Genomic DNA, 17,893 nt, shown 5'->3' with positions numbered 1-17,893 from the left:
CGCTGAATGTCGGGGCTGACCTCGTAGGGTGCGCCGTGCGCACCAAAAATACGCGTCGAGGCTGATGCGCACAGCCTAGGCGGCCCCCCCTACCTTTGCGGCCGCTGCAAGCAAACGTCACGCTTACCCAAGTGCTCCATGCAACAGGCAATGGGTGCATAAACAAAACAATGCCGCCCCCCGGCTTGAGTGAGCGGCATTGCGACTGCGATTATGACTGAGCAGCAGGGCTATTCGGCCTGCCCCTTGGCGGAGCCTTCGCGGTACTGGTCGACTATTTGCCGGCCTTGCGCGCCCGCCGTGCCCAGCCACTCCCAGGCCAGCGTCCGGCCGATGGCATCCAGGCCGGTGCGTATTGCCGGCGGCACTTCATCGGCCACGGTCAGGCCGCGGCGGCGCAAGGTTCTGATCTGGTAGGCGTTCAGTGCCCAGGACAGTTCCCAGCCCTGCATCTCGGCGCGTTGCGCCGCCGCCAGCAGCGCCTGCTGCGCGGTGACCGACAAACGCTGGAATGCCGCCTCGTTGACCACGGTGATGTTTTTCGGGATGAACGCCTTGATGTCATAGAAATGACTGGCGAACCTCCATGCTCGCAGGTCCACGCCGGTGGCCGAGGAGGTCAGCATCGCCTGCACCTCGCCGCTGCCGAACGCCTGGGGCACGTCCTCGGTGGCGATGGTGGTCGGCACGGCGCCGACCAGTTCGGCCATGCGCGCGCTGGTCGGGTTGTAGGAACGGAATTTCAGACCCTGGAAATCCGCCATCCGGGTCACCGGCTTGTTGCTGTACAGACTCTGCGGCGGCCAGGGCACGGCATACAGCAGACGCACGCCGTCTTTCAGCAGGCGCTGCTCGATGGCCGGACGGCTGGCCTGCCAGAGGCGTTTCGCCTGGTCGTAGTCGGTGACCAGAAACGGCAGGCTATCGAGCGCATACAGCGGATCTTCCTCGCTCAGTACGGACATGAACAGATCGCCGAGTTGAATGTCCTCGCGCGCCACCGCGGCTTTCACCTGGGCGCGCTTGAATAGCCTCGAGTTGGGCGAGACGCGGATATCCAGCTCGCCCTTGCTCTCGCGCGTGACCTGACGGGCGAAGTCGCGGGCGATGCGCGTAATGAAGTTGCTGGTCGGTTGCTCAGCCGACATATTCCAGTGCTCGCCCGCCTGAGCGACCGTCACGGAGCTGACCAGGGAGGCGAGTACCGCGGGGAACTGCAAATAAAGAGAGGGTCTCATTAGCGTGTCCATGAGTCGTGACATCAGGGAGCCAGGCCAACGATCTATCCGGAATAACCACGGCGCCCGGCCGATGGAAAGGACACCCCCGGCCGAGATGGTGGACCGACCAGGGGTGCGCGCAAGGTGTTTGCTGCGCGAATGGGAGCAAACCACAGCACGACTGTCGGATTTGCCGGAGACCCTGTCCAACGAGAAAAAACATCGACGCATGATCGAAAATGCTTATGCCCCACGGCCTTTTGCAGACGGATCGCGCAAGGCTGCGCTGCAATCAGCGCCATCAACTTTTCCTATCCCCGCCGCTCATTTTTATTAGTTGGACGCCCGCCTCGCGTCACTCAAGAATGCCGCACAGGTCATTCCATAACACGCGGCCGTTCGTTCGCCAGCGCCCTGCCTGCGCATGCCGACGAGGCGCCCCGCACAGAGGAACATCCCTTGAACAGCCTGCTTCTGAACTGCGATATCGGCGAGAGCTTCGGCGCCTGGCACATGGGTCTGGATGCCGAGGTCATGCCCTATATCGACTGCGCCAATATCGCCTGCGGTTTCCATGCCTCCGACCCCAGCACCATGCGCAAGACCGTGGCCCTGGCGGTCGAACATGGCGTGCGCATCGGCGCCCACCCGGGCTATCCGGATCTGGTCGGCTTCGGCCGCCGCTCGATGGACTGCTCGCCCCAGGAAGTCGAGGACCTGCTGCTCTATCAGGTCGGCGCGCTGGAAGCCATCTGCCGCAGCCAGGGCAGCCGGGTCAGCTACGTCAAACCCCACGGCGCGCTGTACCAGGACATGATGCGCAAGCCGCCGATCCTGCGTGCGGTGATGCGCGCCGTGGCCAGCTACGACCGCAGCCTGCCGCTGATGCTGATGACCACCCGCGACAATCGCCAGAGCCAAGCCATGGGCGCCGAACTCGGCCTTACCCTGTGGTTCGAAGCCTTCGCCGACCGCGCCTACGACCCGGCGGGCTTCCTGGTCGCGCGCGGCCAACCCGGCGCGGTGCACCACGACCGCGAGCTGATCGTCGATCAAGCGGTCAGCCTGGCCAAGGGCCATGCGCTGTTGGCCAGCGATGGCAGCTCGTTGTCCTTGCAAGCCCACACACTCTGCGTGCATGGCGATAACGCCGAATCCGTCGCGGCGGTGCGGCGCATCCGCGAAGCCTTCGACGCCCTGAGGCCCGCATGAGCGCCCCCGTCCCGAAACTCGAAGTCGCCGGCATCGACAGCCTGACCCTGCGCCTGTTCGACAACATCGACGAAAGCAACATGCCCTGGATGCTGGCCGCCAGCCAACGCCTGCGCGCCAGCTTCGGCGACGCGCTGATCGATCTGGTGCCGTCCTACACCACCCTGCTGCTGCACTACGACCTTGAACGCATGGACCTCAAACGCATGGCCGGGATGCGCGTACGCGAACTGATCGCCGAAGCCTTCGTCGATCTGCAACCGGCCAGCGCCGAGGGCGGTCGCTGCCATGAATTGCCGACCTGGTACGACCGCAGCGTCGGCCCCGAACTGCCGCTGCTGGCGCAACGCAGCGGGCTCAGCGAAGCCCAGGTTATCGAGCGCCACAGCCGCCATGAATATCAGGTGTTCGCCATAGGTTTCGCCCCCGGCTTCGCCTTTATGGGCCTGGTCGAGGAAGCCCTGGCGGCGCCGCGCCTGAGCACCCCGCGCAAACGGGTCGCGGCAGGCAGCGTGGGCATCGCCGAACGCCAGACCGCGGTCTACCCGGTGGTTTCGCCGGGTGGTTGGAACCTGCTCGGACGCAGTCCGGTGAAACTCTTCGACCATTCCATCGACGGCTACAGCCTGATGCAACCGGGCGATCGGGTGCGCTTCGCGCCCATCGATCACGCCGAATTCATCCGCCTAGGCGGCGACGACAGCCCCCTGGAGACACCCCTATGAACCGCGACGCAGGCGGGCTGCGCGTCGAGCGCAGCAGCCCCTTTATCCAACTGCAGGACGCCGGGCGTTTCGGCGTGCGCCACCTCGGCGTCAGCCAAAGCGGCGCGCTGGACTGGATTTCCATGTACTGGGCCAACTGGCTGCTGGGCAACGCCCTGGACGCCGTGGTGGTGGAAATCACCCTGGGCAATTTCGACCTGCGCTGCGAGCAGGACGGCTGCCTGGCCCTGGCCGGCGCCGACCTCGGCGCCACCCTGGACGGCGAGCCCCTGCAGCCCTGGCGCACCTTCGGCGTGCGCCGCGGTCAGCAGTTGCGTTTCGCCCAGCCACGCCTGGGCGCCCGCGCCTACCTGGCGGCGCCAGGCGGTTTCAGCGCGAGCGCGGTGCTCGGCAGTTGTTCGAGCATGGCCCGCGAGCAATTGGGCGGCCTGCACGGCGACGGCAAACCGCTGGCGATGGGCGACCATTTGCAGTGGATGCAATCCGTAGCGGCACCACGGCCCATGGACGCACGCCTGATTCCGCAGTTCACGCCCTCGCCGCGTCTGGAACTGGTGATGGGTGCGCAGATCGGCGATTTCAGCGGCCAGAGCCTGTTCGATGTGTTCAACAGCGCCTGGAAAATCGATACGCGCGCCGACCGCATGGGCATGCGCATACTCGGCCCGCGCCTGCAGGCGCGGCGTTCGACGACTATTTCCGAGGGCATTCCCCTGGGCGCTGTACAGGTGCCACCGGATGGCCAGCCGATCATCCTGCTCAACGACCGGCAAACCATCGGCGGCTACCCGCGCCTCGGCGCCCTCACCCCACAGGCCGTGGCCCGTCTGGCGCAATGCCTGCCCGGTGAAGAATTGCAACTGGCGCCGGTGCTGCAGGAGACCGCGCAGGAGAGCCATCTGCAGTTTCTGGAGCAATGGCGGCACGACTAGCGAGCGCATAGCGCTTGCTGCCGTCGGCGCCAACGCCAACCGCTGCGCAGCAGGCTCGGGCTCCCCTGGCCCGCTCCCATGCCGCAGATGGCGGGCGTCGCCCCCGAACCTTTCCTTGCGGTATGAATGGACGCCAAGCAATGCAAGCACTTCGTCTCACACCCAATCGGCTGCGTTGGGTGATGTTCACCATCCTGGTCATGGCCTACATCATGGCCTTCTTTCAACGCATGGCGCTGGCGGCGGTGGCAACCGATGTGATGAACGACCTACAGACCAAGGAAGCGCTGATGGGGGTGCTCAGCGCGGCGTACTTTTATCCACATGCGCTGATGCAAATGCCCGCGGGCGTACTTGCCGATAAATGGGGCGCGAAACGCACCATCGGCACCTTCTTTGCCATTGCCGCGCTCGGCTCTGTGCTCTTCGGCTTGGCGGAGTCGATGCTTGTTGCAGCGCTCGGCAGGTTTCTCGTCGGCGCCGGTATGGCAATGCTTTTCGTGCCGGCGATGAAGCTGTTTTCGCTGTGGTTCCAAGGCAAGGATTTTGCGCTGGTGACCGGGCTGTTTATCTCCTCCGGCGGTCTGGGCGCCCTGCTGGCAACCACTCCCCTGGCGGTCCTCACCGAATGGCTGGGCTGGCGCACGTCCTTCGTTGGCGCGGGCCTTTTCACATTCGTCACAGCAATCCTGGCTTTCGTGCTGATCGTCGAAAAACCGCCAGCGCCAACCGCCGCAACCAAAGCTCCACTGCCGAACGAACAGCCCGCCGACACTGTCTGGAACAGCCTCCTGGCGATCCTGAGGCAGCCCGCGTTCTGGCCCCTTGCCGTCTGGTTCTTCTTCGGCAACGGCCTGTTCTTCACCTTTGCCGGCTTGTGGGGCGGCCCCTATCTGGAAGAAATCCATCACCTGGGCAAGGCGGACGCCGGCAGTGTTCTGTCGATGGTCGCGGTTGGCATCATGCTTGGCGGCGTACTCTTGAGCACCCTGTCGAATCGACTGTGCGGCGCCAGGAGAAAGCCGCTGATGACCTTCGGCGCCTTGCTCATCCTCGCGCTGTTTGCAACGCTACAGATATTCGAAACGTCCCTGCCCTTGCCGGCCCTCTACGCGGTCTATCTGCTATTGGGCATATTCGGCAACGGCATAGCCGCAGTCGGCTTCACCCTGACCAAGGAAAGTTTTCCGCTGCAGCTATCGGGCACGGCCATGGGCCTGGTGAATGTTTTTGCCTGGCTCGGGGTGGCGATCCTGCAAGCGGCCACCGGCCTGCTGCTGGAGGGCGATGGCGGCGAAAGCCCGCAGCAGCGCTACACGCAATTATTTATCGCCTTGCTCGCACTCAGCGGCGTCACCCTCATCGCCTCGGTTCTGCTGAGGGAAAGCGGTACCTGTAAGCCTGCGGATGTCGGTGCGACGGCACTGCAACTCGATCCGTTCGGCAAGCGAATCGATCGCGGCTAGCCGTACGCTAAGGGCGGAACAACCCGCTATTTCTAGAACGCCCAAGCGGCCAGTGTCCAGCATGCCGGGCGCGACGCGCATAGCCTATAGAAAGGGCCCAACGATGGAGGCCTTGGGCGCTTGCCGCGCTACGGCATTTTCATTCAACACAGATACCTGACCGGAAAAAAACCGCGCTAAAGGCGGTTCATAACCTCACTCGCGGCAGCAAGCATGCACGGATAAACCGGTGATGGCTGCCAACCGGTGGAGACTGGTCAATGCACGGCGGCAGACCCCACCCGAAGCGAGAATGTGGCGCCTAGCAGATCGACCCGCGAAGGTTCTGCATTGTCCCTGGAGACTCGGAACATTGCCTGTCCCCACGGCCATGGTTATCGCGCAGCCATAGCCCGGACACTTCCCGGGCGAGGGGCAGGCTCTCTCGGTAAGGCGGGAACAGCTCGAACGCGGCCAGGGTATCGCCCTTGCCCTCGGCCTGTTTGCGATAGAAGAGCGGTGAGAATATCGAGCGCCGTAGCGAGGTCGACGCCAGGCGCTCGCGCTAGGCCGGTGTTTTTGCACAACCACGGGGAATTACCGCTGCGCAGGACATGGCTCATCAGATGATGGGCAGCAGTGCCGCGCCAGAACGTCAACAGCAGCAAAGGCGGCCGGCGCGTTATTCGACCTCCTGATACAACCCGGGCAGTTCGTAGCGCAGACCATAGCGGGCATAGAGCTGCTTGATATCGCCTGCAAGAATCAGCTCCTCGAGCTTCTCCTCCAGGGCGTAGGCCAGTTGCCGGTTGCTTTCATGCACCGCCATGCCGATGTCCCAGACCTGCCTGCCCATGTTCGGATAGGCGTTCTCGGCCAGGGCCAGATTGCTGTCTGCGGCCTGTTTGACCTGCCAGTCGATCTCGCCGCGCATGGCCATCACCGCATCGACCTCGCCCTTTTTCATTCCGGCGAAGGCCGCCTGCGGATTGGTGAAGTGTCGGGTCTTGCCACTGAGCATGCCGTCGAATACCGAGGACAGGTAAAAGGACGGCACGCTGTCGACCTCGACACCAATCGGGTGCCGCTGGAATACCGCCACACTGGGCACGGCCTCGAGTCGACGGCGATCGAAGGCGACCTGCCAGCGCTCGCGCTGGTAGGGGCCGAACATCACCACCAGCTCGTTGACCAGCTCGCCGAACTCGTTGCTCATGTGAGAAAACTCGCGATCATAAGGCACCCGCAGCATCACGTCGGCCAGCACCTGCGGACGCAGGTAATGCCCGCGCCAGATATAGTCGCGCAGATCGTCGTCGAGTTTCTCCCCGGCCGGCGCCCAGATCAGCTCCAGCTTGAGGCCCAGGCCACCGGCCAGGGCCCGGGCTACTTCGTAGTCGACCCCGCGCGGCTGGCCATCCTGCTGGAAGCTGTAAGGCGGAAAATCCTTATAGAGGGCGACCTTGAGTACACCCGACTCGATGATCGAGTCGTAGCTGCGCACCGGCGCCTGCGCCTGGACCTGCGGGGCCAGCACACTCAACAACGCAAGCAACAGCAGGACACTCAGGCGCATAGCCGTCACTCCTCGATCGCCACGCTCTCCAGGTAGGAACGCACGGCCCACAGCGCTTCCTGGCTGAGGTAGTCGGCCATTTTCGGCATGTACACCCGGCCGTCACGCACCGCACCATTGATCACCCGCTCCTTGTACCACTCGTCGCCCATGGCGCCGACTTCGAGCAGACGCAGATCCGGGGCGATGCCGCCGGACTTGGCTTCCAGCCCATGGCAGGCCGCGCAGTTCTGATTGTAGGCCGAGGCGCCGATTTCGATCGCCTTGGCATTGCCCCGATAGGGGTTCTCTTCCAGCCATTCTTCGCCCAGCGGTTCCAATCCTTCGGTCTTGACATCCTGCGGCACCACATCGCCGTGCGCCCAGAGAGTGGCCGAAAAAGCCATTAGCAGCAGGGCGGCAGCGGTTTTTTGTTGGATTTTCATGATCGAGACCTCTTCGAGTACACGCAGCACAGACTTTATGGAGCTTGGTTGTAGCCATCTTAGAAAGACCTCGGCAAGCATCGAATGCTGCTTTGGTGGCTCGCATCTAGTTCCTTGGTAGTAGCGCTTGTGACCGCCGTCTGGCAGGGCTTTCGCAGCAAGGCCAAGTCATGGGCGGTTTGGGCATTTTTCCCGGCACGAGCGGGAGCTTTTCCGTTTCGGCCAAATGGCGGCGGTTCCACTATCGCTACGCCAGGTCGCTCACCGGCGGCCTTACCTCCACCTCAATGGGAACCACAACCATGACAATAAGATCGTTACCCAGCACACCACACCCCGTGGCCCTTGCCCTCCACAGCCTGCTGCTGGCCGGCGGCCTGGCCCTGAGTGGCAGTGCCTTGGCCAAGAACGTCACCTGGGACGACATCGCCAACGACCACCTGAGCACCAGCAACGTGCTGCAATACGGCATGGGCACCAACGCCCAGCGCTGGAGCCCACTGGCCCAGGTCAATGCCGACAACGTGTTCAAGCTGACCCCGGCCTGGTCGTTCTCCTTCGGCGACGAGAAACAGCGCGGCCAGGAGTCACAGGCGCTGATCCACGACGGGGTGATCTACGTCACCGGCTCCTATTCGCGCATGTTCGCCCTCGACGCCAAGACCGGCAAGCGCCTGTGGACCTACAACCACCGCCTGCCGGACAACATCCGGCCGTGCTGCGACGTGGTCAACCGCGGTGCGGCGATCTATGGCGACAAGGTCTACTTCGGCACCCTCGACGCCCGCGTGGTGGCCTTGAACAAGGACACCGGCAAGGTGGTGTGGAACAAGAAGTTCGGCGATCACGCGGTCGGCTACACCATGACCGGCGCGCCGACCCTGGTTAAAGACCAAAAGAGCGGCAAGACCCTGCTGATCCACGGCAGCTCCGGCGACGAATTCGGCGTGGTCGGCCGGCTGTTCGCCCGCGACCCGGAGACCGGCGAGGAAGTCTGGATGCGCCCCTTCGTCGAAGGCCACATGGGCCGCATGCACGGCAAGGACAGCACCCCGACCGGTGACGTCAAGGCGCCGTCCTGGCCGGATGACCCGAACTCGCCGACCGGCAAGAAAGCCGCCTGGAGCCAGGGCGGCGGTGCCCCCTGGCAGAGCGCCAGCTTCGATGCCGAGACCAACACCATCATCGTCGGCGCCGGCAACCCGGCGCCCTGGAACGGCTGGGCGCGCACCGCCGAAGGCGGCGAGCCGAAGGACTATGACAGCCTCTACACTTCCGGCCAGGTCGGCGTCGACGCCACCACTGGCGAAGTGAAGTGGTTCTACCAGCACACCCCCAACGATGCCTGGGATTTCTCCGGTAACAACGAACTGGTGCTGTTCGACTACCAGGACAAGGCCGGCAAGACCGTAAAGGCCAGCGCCCACGCCGACCGCAACGGCTTCTTCTATGTGGTCGACCGCGCCAACGGCAAGCTGCAGAACGCCTTCCCCTTCGTCGACAAGATCACCTGGGCCAGCCATATCGACCTGAAGACCGGCCGCCCGGTAGAGAATGAAGGCCAGCGTCCGCCCAAGCCCAAGGCGGGCGAAACCAAGGGCGAAGTGGTGGAAGTCTCACCACCCTTCCTCGGCGGCAAGAACTGGAACCCCATGGCCTACAGCCAGGACACCGGCCTGTTCTACGTGCCGGCCAACCATTGGAAGGAGGACTACTGGGCCGAGGAAGCACACTACAAGCCGGGTTCCGCCTACCTTGGCATGGGCTTTCGGATCAAGCGCCTGTACGACGACCACGTCGGCATCCTGCGCGCCATGAACCCCACCACCGGCAAGGTGGAGTGGGAGCACAAGGAAAAACTGCCGCTGTGGGCCGGGGTTCTGGCGACCAAGGGCAATCTGGTGTTCACCGGCACCGGCGACGGCTTCTTCAAGGCCTTCGACGCCAAGAACGGCAAGGAGCTGTGGAAGTTCCAGGTCGGCACCGGAATCATCTCCCCGCCCATCACCTGGGAACAGGACGGCGAGCAGTACATCGGTGTGACCTCCGGTTACGGCGGCGCGGTACCGCTGTGGGGCGGCGACATGGCCGAGCTGACCAAGCCGGTCGCCCAGGGCGGCTCGTTCTGGGTGTTCAAGCTGCCGAGCTGGGACAAGACTACGGCCAAGCGCTGAGTCCAGGCCGCACGGCGTACCCGCAGGGTGCGCCGTGCGCACCGGCCCTCCTCGTCCGGGTGCCCTGCCGGACACCCGCCTCCGTATACCTCGGTGCGCACAGCCTAGGCGGCCCCGCACCCCCTACCGAGCAATCGCCATGAACTACCCGCCGCTGTTTCTGCCTCTGATTTTGCTGGTCATCGGTTGCCAGGCGCTGGCCGCCGATGATGAGGTGCTAAGCATCAACGGCTGTCGCATCGAAGCCGACAGCCGCTGCCCGAATGCCAATCTGCGCAATGCCGACCTGAGCAACCAGGACATGCGCCGGATGAACCTGGCCGGCGCCGATCTCTCTGGCGCCAACCTGCGTCACGCCCGCCTCGACCTGGCTAACCTGGAAAAGGCCAACCTGCAAGGCGCCAACCTCACCCGCGCCAGCCTGCAACAGAGCAACCTGCGCCTGGCCGACTTCACCGATAGCACCCTGATCGCCATCCAGGGCTGGGGACTGTTCGCCCAGGCCGCACAGTTCCAGGGCGCCGATCTGCGCGCCGCCAACCTGGAGTTCGCTCGCCTGTCCGGCGCCAAACTGCACAAGGTCAAGCTGCAAGCGGCCAACCTGGAGATGACCTGGCTGAGCAAGGCCGACCTCAAGGGCGCGTCCCTGATCGACGCCAACTTGCAGGAAGTTAAGCTGTCGGGCGCCAACCTGGAAAACGCCGACCTGAGCGGCACCCGCACCCATTACGGCAACTTCCAGGGGGCGAATATGCAGGGTTGCAAGGCATGCCCGCAGGGCTGGGATTGAAAGCCAATGCCTGACCGCGGCAAAGCACCGCGGCCAAGAACTCGGCGTCCCATCGCATGCATTCCGTGGGACGGTCTTGACCGCGATATTTAGCCCTCTGCCCTATGCGCTCTCCATCCCCACCCGCAGCACCCCGGTATCGATGGCCAGGTGCACCAGTTCGGCTTGCGAGCCGACCTGCAGCTTGTTCTTCAGCAGGGTCATGTAGTTGGATACCGTCTTGCCGCTGATACACAGCTTTTCCGCGATCATGCGCGTGGGTATGCCTTTGGCCAACATCACGAAGATCTCGAATTCGCGCTGGGTCATGTCGCGCAAACGCGGGTCGGCGCTGCCCTGATGCACCGGGTTGCAGGCCAGGTGGGTGGCCAGCGGCTGCTCGATATAGGCATGCCCGGCCAGGGTGCGCTTGACTGCTTCGATCAGCACTTCCGGCGCCGAGCTCTTGGTCAGGTAGCCGATCGCCCCGGCATCCAGCGCCTGGCGCACCAGCGGCAGTTCGTCGTGCATGCTGAAGAACAATACGCGCAGCTGCGGCAGGCGCTGGCGCAGACGCCGCATGGTTTCCAGGCCGCTGATGCCAGGCAGGCCGATGTCCATGATCACCAGATTGGGGATTTCTTCCTGCACCCGTTGCAGAGCCTGCTCGCCATCGCAGGCTTCGCGGACCAGCACCTCGGGCAGCAAGGCACGCAACAGGCTGGCATAGCCCTGGCGCACCACCGCGTGATCGTCGACCAACAGGATCTTCATGGGTCATTCCCCTTCAAGTGGAATACTCAGGCACAGCGCCCAACCGGCACCGGGTCGACTGTTCAGGTGCAACACACCGCCGAGGCAACGCGCCCGCTCGCCGATCGAACGCAGGCCGATCCCCGCTCGTTGCGGCATCTGTGCGCCGATACCGTTGTCACGCACCAGCAGGCGCAAGCGGCCGCCCTGGTATTGCAGACGCACGCGCACTTCGCTGGCCCGGGCATGCCGCGCCACATTGGTCAGGGCTTCCTGGACCAGACGATACAGGTGAGCCTTGCTCGGCAATGGCAGTCGCGGCAAGGCGTCGCTCACTAGCAAGCGACAACGCACACCCTGGGTGACTTGCCAGTCCTGCGTTAGCTGCTGCAACGCCTCGCCCAATTCGAGACGTTCGAGCACGACCGGATAGAGATCGCGAATCAGCGCACGAAAACCTTCCTGTAACTGCTGGCAGTTGTCCTCCAGGCACTGCGCGGTGCTCCTTACCGCCTCCGGCCTATCGGCCACGGCACGCAGCAGACAGGCCTGGGCGCGGATCCCGCTGAGGTACTGGCCCAGGTCGTCGTGCAGGGTTTGCCCCAGCCGGGTGCGCTCGCGCTCTTGCAGCGCCAGCAGGGCCTGGGTCAGTTCGGCGTTATCCACCTGCACCTGCTGCAAGGTAGTGGCCATGGAATTGAAATGCCCGGCCAATTGCCGGGCCTCGGGCAGGCTGTGTGTTTGCAGGCGCGCATCGAGCTGTCCGTCGGTCACCCGCTGCAGGCCGCCGAGCAACTCGTCCAGCACCGCCAAACCGCGGCGAACCGCCCAGCGAATGCTCAACAGACTCAAGATCAGCGCCGTGACACTGAGCAGCAGAAGCTGCAACAGGGAATCCCAGACCTCGTCGATCTCGTCTGCGGGGTCGACGGCAATCTGCACCTGACGCCCGTCAGCCATCTGCAACAGCAACGCAGGTTGCCGGGCACTGAGCAGATGCTGGCCCAGCCAGCGGTCCAGCCAACCGGGCTCGCTCTCGAGCGCCGTCTGCCCGACCTCCAGCCACTGCACGCGGACATGGCGCAGGCTGTCGGTCAGCCCCTGCTGCAGGCTCGCGGGGTCGCGCAATGCGGCCTCGTGCAGGTATTCGACCACCGCTTCGGCGGCCTGCATTTCACGCTGCACGTCGTAACTGGCCTGGCGCAGCAGCAGCGCCAGGCCGGCGGCGCTCACCAGGACAAAGAACAGGCTGACCAGCAGGTTGACCCGGCGCAGCGCCGACATGCCTTACTTGACCACGAAGTGGCCGAGCATGCCCTTGCCTTCCAGACCCTTGGCGAAGAAACGGAATTTGCCCGGCTTGATCGGCACGAAGAAGATTTCCGCCTCGCCGGCATCCTCGAACTCGAGCTCGGTGAGGGTGATCGCCTTGATCTCCACGCCACCGGCCTCGACCTTGCGCAGGAAAATCGAGGTGGCGAATTCCGGCGCCTGGAACGCGTATTCCTTCTGCCCGCTGGCGATGACCTTCAACTGATAGGCCTTGCCGGTTTCCAGCTGGTATTCCTTCTGCGACATGCTGTAGTCGCTCTCTGCGTTGCCCAGCACCAGGTCCGGCAATGCCGTGCCACGCCGGGTCAGGTCGCCGGCGGCATGCAGGTTGTCGAAGCCGATCAGGCTGCCAACCAGTAGCAGGGGAAGAAACAGCGCCTTGAGGTTACGCATGGACATCACCGATTGTTGTTATGGGTTGATGCCTCCATGCTAAAACCCCTTGCCCCGCACCGGTTTACTACCTTGGTACGGGCCGCCTGGTACTTTATGCATATTCCCCCACCCGCCCACTGTTCCTATGCTGACGGCACCTACACAGGAGTTGTCCATGCGCCAGATCAGTCGTCACCTCTTGCTCTGGGTCGCCGTCAGCCTCGGTTATGCGGCCATGAGCCAGGCCGACAGCCCGGCAGCCGAGTTGCAGGTGCGCATCGCTTACCTGGCCTATATCCCGGACACCGGGCCGCTGCTGTCCAATGTCATCCCCGAACCCACGGACGCCGGCCGGCGCGGCGCCGAACTGGCGATCACCGACAGCAACAGCACCGGGCGCTTCCTCAAGCACGCCTACAGCCTCGACGTCGCCGAGCATGACGACAGCGCCAGCCTGCTCGCTGCCGCCACCGCGCTGCATGGCCAGGGCGTGCGCCTGTTCGTGGTCAACGCCCCCGCGCCGACCCTGCGCCAACTCAGCCAGGCGCTCGGCGACAGCCTGCTGATCAACGCCGGCAGCGCCGACGACAAGCTGCGCCAGAGCGAATGCCTGGCCAACGTGCTGCACACCCTGCCGAGCCGGGCGATGCTCGCCGATGCCCTGGCGCAGTTCCTCACCGTGCGCAAATGGTCGCGCTGGCTGCTGATCACAGGGCCGACCGAGGACGATCAGGCCTATGCCGCGGCCTTGCGCCGGGCGGCCAAGCGCTTCGGCCACCAGATAGTCGCAGAGAAGGCCTGGAGCTTCGACAACGACCAGCGCCGCAGCGCCCAGGCGGAGATGCCGCTGTTCACCCAGACCAAGGAATACGACGTGGTGCTGGTGGCCGACGAGCGCGGCGACTTCGGCGAATACCTGCCCTACCAGACTTGGTACCCGCGCCCCGTCGCCGGCACCCAGGGCCTGACGCCCACCGGCTGGCACAAGACGGTCGAGACCTACGGCGCCGCACAGTTGCAGAAACGCTTCGAGGCCCATGCCCAGCGCTGGATGAACGACCGCGATTTCGCCGCCTGGCTCGGCGTACGCAGCATCGCCAGCGCGGTGAGCAAACTGCGCCAGAGCGACGCCAAGGCGATTCGCGCGCTGGCCCTCAGCGATCAGCTGCCGCTGGACGGCTTCAAGGGCCGCAAGCTGAGTTTCCGCAGTTGGAACGGCCAACTGCGCCAACCGATCCCCCTGGTGCAGCCCCGCGCCCTGGTCAGCAACTCGCCGCAGGACGGTTTTCTCCATCCCAGCAGCGAGCTGGACAGCCTCGGCTACGACGCGCCCGAGGTCAGTTGCAACCTCGCCGCTGCAGCACCTTGATTCATGCCCTTCAATAACAAGAGGAACAATCCCATGCGTATCGCCCTGCTCGCCGCGAGCATCAGCCTGGCCCTGGCCAGCACTTCGAGCCTCGCCGCCACCGCCTATGTGTCCAACGAGAAGGACGACAGCATCAGCGTGATCGACCTCGCCAGCATGGAGGTCAGCGCCACCCTGGAGGTCGGCATGCGTCCGCGCGGCCTGCTGCTGTCCAGCGACAACAAGCTGCTGTACATCTGCGCCAGCGATTCGGATCGGGTCCAGGTGATGGACCTGGCCACCCGCAAAATCATCAAGGAGCTGCCCTCCGGCGCCGATCCCGAGCAGTTCGCCCTGCACCGCAACGACCGCTGGCTGTATATCTCGAACGAAGACGATGCGCTGGTGACTGTGGTCGATACTCAGAGCGACGAGGTGCTGGCGCAAATCGACGTTGGCGTCGAACCCGAAGGCATGGCCGTCAGCCCCGATGGCAAGTGGGCGGTCAACACCAGCGAAACCACCAACATGCTGCACTGGATCGATACCAGCAACCAGACCCTGGTCGACAACACCCTGGTCGACCAGCGCCCGCGGCATGTCGAGTTCGACGCTGACGGCAAGCGCCTGTGGGCCTCGGCGGAAATCGGCGGCACGGTCAGCGTGATCGACGTCGCCAACCGGCAGATCGAGAAGGTGCTGACCTTCCAGATCAAGGGCGTACACCCGGACAAGGTGCAGCCGGTCGGGGTCAAGCTCAGCGCCGACGGCAAGCTGGCCTTCGTCGCCCTCGGTCCGGCCAACCACGTGGCGGTGGTCGACGCCAAGACCTATGAGGTACTCGATTATCTGCTGGTCGGCCGGCGCGTCTGGCACATGGCTTTCACCCCGGACCAGAGTCAACTGCTGACCACCAACGGGGTCAGCGGCGACGTCTCGGTGATCGACATGCAATCGCTCAAGGTGACCAAGTCGATCAAGGTCGGCCGTTATCCCTGGGGCGTGGTCGTCACCCCGTGAACGCCCTCGAGGTCAGCGCTCTGGGTTTTGCCTACGGCGCGCGCCAGGCCTTGCAGGGCGTCGGCTTCAACGTCGCGCCCGGCAGCTTCGCCGCCCTGCTGGGACCGAACGGTGCCGGCAAGTCGACCCTCATCGCCCTGCTCACCCGCCTCTACGACCTGCAGCAGGGCGATATCCAGGTGATGGGCTGCAGCCTGCGCCAGCAGCCGCGTCAGGCATTGCGCCAACTCGGCGTGGTGTTCCAGCAGAGCACCCTGGATCTGGATTTGAGCGTGGAGCAAAACCTGCGCTACCACGCCGCCCTGCACGGCATGGCCAAGCCAGTGGCCAGCGCCCGGATCGACGAGGAACTGGCGCGCCAGCAGCTGAACGAACGCCGGCATGACAAGGTCCGCGACCTCAACGGCGGCCATCGCCGCCGTGTGGAGATCGCCCGCGCCCTGCTGCACCAGCCGCGTCTGCTGCTGCTCGACGAGGCCAGCGTCGGCCTCGACCCGGCCAGCCGCCTGGCGCTCAACCGGCATGTGCGCCAGCTCTGCCGCGATCATGGTCTGGCGGTGCTCTGGACCACCCACCTGCTCGATGAGGTGCAGGCCAGCGACGAGCTGCTGATCCTCAACCGCGGGCGCCTGGTCGCCCAGGGTCTGGCCAGCCAGATCGGCGCCGACGACGCCAGCCTGGCCGCCACCTTCGAACGCCTGACCGCCAGCGAGGCACGGGTATGAACGCTTTATGGCCAATGCCCAGCGGCACACATCCACGGGTATGGCGCAATCGCGTAGGAGCGGCCCATGGCCGCGATCCACTCGAGCATTCGACACCCATTCGCGGGCATGGCCCGCTCCTACGGACACCTCGCAACGCGGCAGCGGTCTCGACTGCGTCGCTCTTTCATTGCTCATACCAGGAGCCGCAGCCATGAACGCCTACTGGTACTGCCTGCAAGGCATCGTGCAGCGCGAATGGTTGCGCTTCGTCCTGCAGCGCTCGCGCTTCTTCAGCGCCCTGGTGCGCCCGCTGCTGTGGCTGCTGGTGTTCGCCGCCGGTTTCCGCGCGGCACTGGGCATCGCCATCATCGCGCCCTACGACACCTACATCACCTACGAGACCTACATAGTCCCGGGGCTGGCCTGCATGATCCTGCTGTTCAACGGCATGCAGGGCTCGCTGTCGATGGTCTACGACCGCGAGATGGGCAGCATGCGCGTGCTGCTGACCAGCCCGCTGCCGCGCGCCTTCCTGCTCGCCAGCAAACTGTTGGCGATCGCCCTGATCTCGCTGCTGCAGGTCTATGCCTTCCTCGCCATCGCCTGGCTGTACGGCGTGCAGCCGCCGCTCTGGGGCCTGCTCGCGGCCCTGCCCGCGCTGCTGCTGGTGGCGCTGCTGCTCAGCGCCCTGGGCCTGCTGCTGTCCAACGGCATCCGCCAGCTGGAGAACTTCGCCGGAGTGATGAATTTCGTGATCTTCCCGCTGTTCTTCCTCTCCTCGGCGCTCTACCCGCTGTGGAAGATGCGCGAGGCCAGCGAATGGCTGTACTGGCTCTGTGCGCTCAACCCCTTCACCCACGCGGTCGAGCTGGTACGCTTCGCCCTCTACCAGCGCCTGAGCGTCAGCGCCCTGCTGATCTGCCTGGGCCTGACTGCGCTGTTCGCCGTGCTCGCCGTAGCCACCTTCAACCCGCAACACGCCGCCCTGCGTCGGGCCAGCTAAAACCCGCTCCTACGAACGTCACATACCCGCAGGAGCGCGGGGTGGCGCCCAGTTTCATCCCCGCGATAATTTCCAGACTGCGCCCCGCTATCACCCACACCAGCAAGACGCGGCTTTGCCCTGCCGAGCCAATGCCAGCCATCCATGCTCTGCCGCCAAACCGCGCCAAGCTCATTCGCGGCCATGCGCCGCTCCTACGCAGACCGCATGCTCCAGCGGGGACTTCTACTACTTTGGTACTGCTTTCCCTTTCCAATGTAGAATTTCCAAAGCAGGGGTATTGCCCTGTAATACGCACACAAAAAGAACCGAGACTTAAGGCGATGAAGCACTGCCTGGCCCTATCGACGGGTCTTTCACTGATCCCAAGCCTACTACTGGCCGCCCCATTGCCGACCGGGCCGAGCCTGTTTTCCGCGGAAGGCTATCGCTTCAGCCCCACACCCTCCCAAGCCGAACACGCGCGCGCCTTCGACTCCCTGAGCGTACAACGCCTGCTGAACGAACCACTGCAGACACCGCCGGCCGACGCTCATCCTCGTCAGTGGCGGCATGGCCAGTTCATCAAACAAGGAGCACACATCAACCCGCCCGGCAACCCGGAGCTAGCCAATGCTGGCGACGACCAATTGAGCAGTCCGAGGCAAAATCACTTCAACCGCCAGCAACAACAGGCCGGCCATGGCGACAAAGGCCGGCCGCTGGTGTTCTACTGCGGCGCCGACTGCAGGTTCGTCTGGAATGCCAGCAAGCGCGCCCACTCCCCTGGTTACCGTGACCTCCACTGGTATCGCGACGGCATCGACGGCTGGCAACAGGCCGGTCTGTCCCTGATCCCCGCGCAACCGCTCGTCATGCCGTAACCCTGCAAGCATTT

At 64.5% G+C, this 17,893-nt stretch carries 17 protein-coding genes; 11 read left to right on the top strand and 6 right to left on the bottom strand.

Going from position 1 to position 17,893, the window contains the following annotated elements; genetic code table 11:
* Positions 1-230: 230 nt before the first annotated feature.
* On the bottom strand, positions 231-1,238 hold the full coding sequence (locus BM315_RS00735; RefSeq protein ID WP_244527228.1) for a TRAP transporter substrate-binding protein: 1,008 nt from the start codon (positions 1,236-1,238) through the stop codon (positions 231-233).
* Between the two features lie 441 nt (positions 1,239-1,679).
* On the opposite strand from BM315_RS00735, the gene BM315_RS00730 reads away from it, so the two are divergent.
* From BM315_RS00730 to BM315_RS00715, 4 genes are all read left to right on the top strand, one after another.
* A complete protein-coding gene (locus BM315_RS00730) occupies positions 1,680-2,432 on the top strand; it encodes a 5-oxoprolinase subunit PxpA (protein WP_090496788.1) in 753 nt (250 codons plus the stop codon).
* Positions 2,429-3,157, top strand: coding sequence for a 5-oxoprolinase subunit B family protein (locus tag BM315_RS00725; RefSeq protein WP_090496786.1), 729 nt, complete (start codon positions 2,429-2,431; stop codon positions 3,155-3,157). Before BM315_RS00730 ends, BM315_RS00725 begins: the two co-directional genes overlap by 4 nt.
* On the top strand, positions 3,154-4,089 hold the full coding sequence (locus tag BM315_RS00720) for a 5-oxoprolinase subunit C family protein (RefSeq protein WP_090496785.1): 936 nt from the start codon (positions 3,154-3,156) through the stop codon (positions 4,087-4,089). Before BM315_RS00725 ends, BM315_RS00720 begins: the two co-directional genes overlap by 4 nt.
* A 140-nt stretch (positions 4,090-4,229) precedes the next feature.
* Complete coding sequence (locus BM315_RS00715; protein WP_170862127.1) at positions 4,230-5,555, top strand: MFS transporter; 1,326 nt, start codon at positions 4,230-4,232, stop codon at positions 5,553-5,555.
* Positions 5,556-6,216: 661 nt separating this feature from the next.
* Here BM315_RS00715 and BM315_RS00710 read toward each other — a convergent pair.
* Both BM315_RS00710 and pedF read right to left on the bottom strand, forming a co-directional pair.
* Positions 6,217-7,110, bottom strand: a complete 894-nt coding sequence (locus tag BM315_RS00710) for a substrate-binding periplasmic protein (protein WP_090496781.1) — start codon at positions 7,108-7,110, stop codon at positions 6,217-6,219.
* A gap of 5 nt (positions 7,111-7,115) precedes the next feature.
* Positions 7,116-7,535: a cytochrome c-550 PedF gene (pedF, locus tag BM315_RS00705; RefSeq protein WP_090496779.1), complete on the bottom strand. Its 420-nt coding sequence runs from the start codon at positions 7,533-7,535 to the stop codon at positions 7,116-7,118.
* Between the two features lie 302 nt (positions 7,536-7,837).
* On the opposite strand from pedF, the gene exaA reads away from it, so the two are divergent.
* Together exaA and BM315_RS00695 are read left to right on the top strand one after the other, a co-directional pair.
* The gene (gene exaA, locus BM315_RS00700) at positions 7,838-9,709 is read left to right on the top strand and encodes a quinoprotein ethanol dehydrogenase (protein ID WP_090496777.1); all 1,872 of its coding nucleotides are present in this window, start codon (positions 7,838-7,840) and stop codon (positions 9,707-9,709) included.
* Between the two features lie 139 nt (positions 9,710-9,848).
* Positions 9,849-10,499 (top strand): pentapeptide repeat-containing protein, encoded by a 651-nt coding sequence (locus BM315_RS00695; protein WP_090496775.1) that lies wholly within the window; start codon positions 9,849-9,851, stop codon positions 10,497-10,499.
* A 102-nt stretch (positions 10,500-10,601) separates the two neighbouring features.
* Here the strand turns inward: BM315_RS00695 and BM315_RS00690 are convergent, their stop codons facing one another.
* Genes BM315_RS00690 through BM315_RS00680 form a run of 3 tightly spaced genes read right to left on the bottom strand, consistent with a single transcriptional unit; the run spans position 10,602 to position 12,956 of the window.
* Positions 10,602-11,252: a response regulator transcription factor gene (locus BM315_RS00690; RefSeq protein WP_090496773.1), complete on the bottom strand. Its 651-nt coding sequence runs from the start codon at positions 11,250-11,252 to the stop codon at positions 10,602-10,604.
* 3 nt (positions 11,253-11,255) lie between these two features.
* A complete protein-coding gene (locus tag BM315_RS00685) occupies positions 11,256-12,515 on the bottom strand; it encodes a HAMP domain-containing sensor histidine kinase (RefSeq protein ID WP_090496771.1) in 1,260 nt (419 codons plus the stop codon).
* Positions 12,516-12,518: 3 nt separating this feature from the next.
* Positions 12,519-12,956, bottom strand: coding sequence for a cupredoxin domain-containing protein (locus tag BM315_RS00680; RefSeq protein WP_090496993.1), 438 nt, complete (start codon positions 12,954-12,956; stop codon positions 12,519-12,521).
* 157 nt (positions 12,957-13,113) lie between these two features.
* Here BM315_RS00680 and BM315_RS00675 point away from each other — a divergent pair, with 157 nt between their 5' ends.
* The 5 genes from BM315_RS00675 (at position 13,114) to BM315_RS00655 (ending at position 17,879) form a co-directional block, all read left to right on the top strand.
* A complete protein-coding gene (locus BM315_RS00675) occupies positions 13,114-14,307 on the top strand; it encodes an ABC transporter substrate-binding protein (protein WP_090496769.1) in 1,194 nt (397 codons plus the stop codon).
* A gap of 33 nt (positions 14,308-14,340) precedes the next feature.
* Positions 14,341-15,306 carry a YVTN family beta-propeller repeat protein gene (locus BM315_RS00670; RefSeq protein ID WP_090496767.1) on the top strand — a complete coding sequence of 322 codons (966 nt, stop codon included), beginning with the start codon at positions 14,341-14,343 and terminating at the stop codon, positions 15,304-15,306.
* Positions 15,303-16,031, top strand: coding sequence for an ABC transporter ATP-binding protein (locus BM315_RS00665; protein WP_090496765.1), 729 nt, complete (start codon positions 15,303-15,305; stop codon positions 16,029-16,031). The genes BM315_RS00670 and BM315_RS00665 overlap by 4 nt, the downstream gene beginning before the upstream one ends.
* 193 nt (positions 16,032-16,224) lie before the next feature.
* Positions 16,225-17,016, top strand: a complete 792-nt coding sequence (locus BM315_RS00660; protein ID WP_090496763.1) for an ABC transporter permease — start codon at positions 16,225-16,227, stop codon at positions 17,014-17,016.
* A gap of 323 nt (positions 17,017-17,339) precedes the next feature.
* Entirely contained in the window at positions 17,340-17,879 is a 540-nt protein-coding gene (locus tag BM315_RS00655) for a rhodanese-like domain-containing protein (protein ID WP_090496761.1), read from the top strand.
* Positions 17,880-17,893: the final 14 nt, after the last annotated feature.

Source organism: Pseudomonas borbori, from assembly GCF_900115555.1.
GTDB lineage: Bacteria > Pseudomonadota > Gammaproteobacteria > Pseudomonadales > Pseudomonadaceae > Aquipseudomonas > Aquipseudomonas borbori.
Note: the sequence above shows the minus strand (reverse complement) of the source record. Positions and strands in the feature narration are given on the sequence as shown.

Bases quoted from the DNA above. Each gene is read 5' to 3' on its own strand.
- BM315_RS00675 (WP_090496769.1), top strand. From the start codon at position 13,114: ATGCGCCAGATCAGTCGTCACCTCTTGCTCTGGGTCGCCGTCAGCCTC.
- BM315_RS00690 (WP_090496773.1), bottom strand. From the start codon at position 11,252: ATGAAGATCCTGTTGGTCGACGATCACGCGGTGGTGCGCCAGGGCTAT.
- BM315_RS00720 (WP_090496785.1), top strand. From the start codon at position 3,154: ATGAACCGCGACGCAGGCGGGCTGCGCGTCGAGCGCAGCAGCCCCTTT.
- BM315_RS00710 (WP_090496781.1), bottom strand. From the start codon at position 7,110: ATGCGCCTGAGTGTCCTGCTGTTGCTTGCGTTGTTGAGTGTGCTGGCC.
- BM315_RS00695 (WP_090496775.1), top strand. From the start codon at position 9,849: ATGAACTACCCGCCGCTGTTTCTGCCTCTGATTTTGCTGGTCATCGGT.
- exaA (WP_090496777.1), top strand. From the start codon at position 7,838: ATGACAATAAGATCGTTACCCAGCACACCACACCCCGTGGCCCTTGCC.
- BM315_RS00715 (WP_170862127.1), top strand. From the start codon at position 4,230: ATGCAAGCACTTCGTCTCACACCCAATCGGCTGCGTTGGGTGATGTTC.
- pedF (WP_090496779.1), bottom strand. From the start codon at position 7,535: ATGAAAATCCAACAAAAAACCGCTGCCGCCCTGCTGCTAATGGCTTTT.
- BM315_RS00670 (WP_090496767.1), top strand. From the start codon at position 14,341: ATGCGTATCGCCCTGCTCGCCGCGAGCATCAGCCTGGCCCTGGCCAGC.
- BM315_RS00725 (WP_090496786.1), top strand. From the start codon at position 2,429: ATGAGCGCCCCCGTCCCGAAACTCGAAGTCGCCGGCATCGACAGCCTG.
- BM315_RS00685 (WP_090496771.1), bottom strand. From the start codon at position 12,515: ATGTCGGCGCTGCGCCGGGTCAACCTGCTGGTCAGCCTGTTCTTTGTC.
- BM315_RS00735 (WP_244527228.1), bottom strand. From the start codon at position 1,238: ATGAGACCCTCTCTTTATTTGCAGTTCCCCGCGGTACTCGCCTCCCTG.
- BM315_RS00680 (WP_090496993.1), bottom strand. From the start codon at position 12,956: ATGCGTAACCTCAAGGCGCTGTTTCTTCCCCTGCTACTGGTTGGCAGC.
- BM315_RS00655 (WP_090496761.1), top strand. From the start codon at position 17,340: ATGAAGCACTGCCTGGCCCTATCGACGGGTCTTTCACTGATCCCAAGC.
- BM315_RS00660 (WP_090496763.1), top strand. From the start codon at position 16,225: ATGAACGCCTACTGGTACTGCCTGCAAGGCATCGTGCAGCGCGAATGG.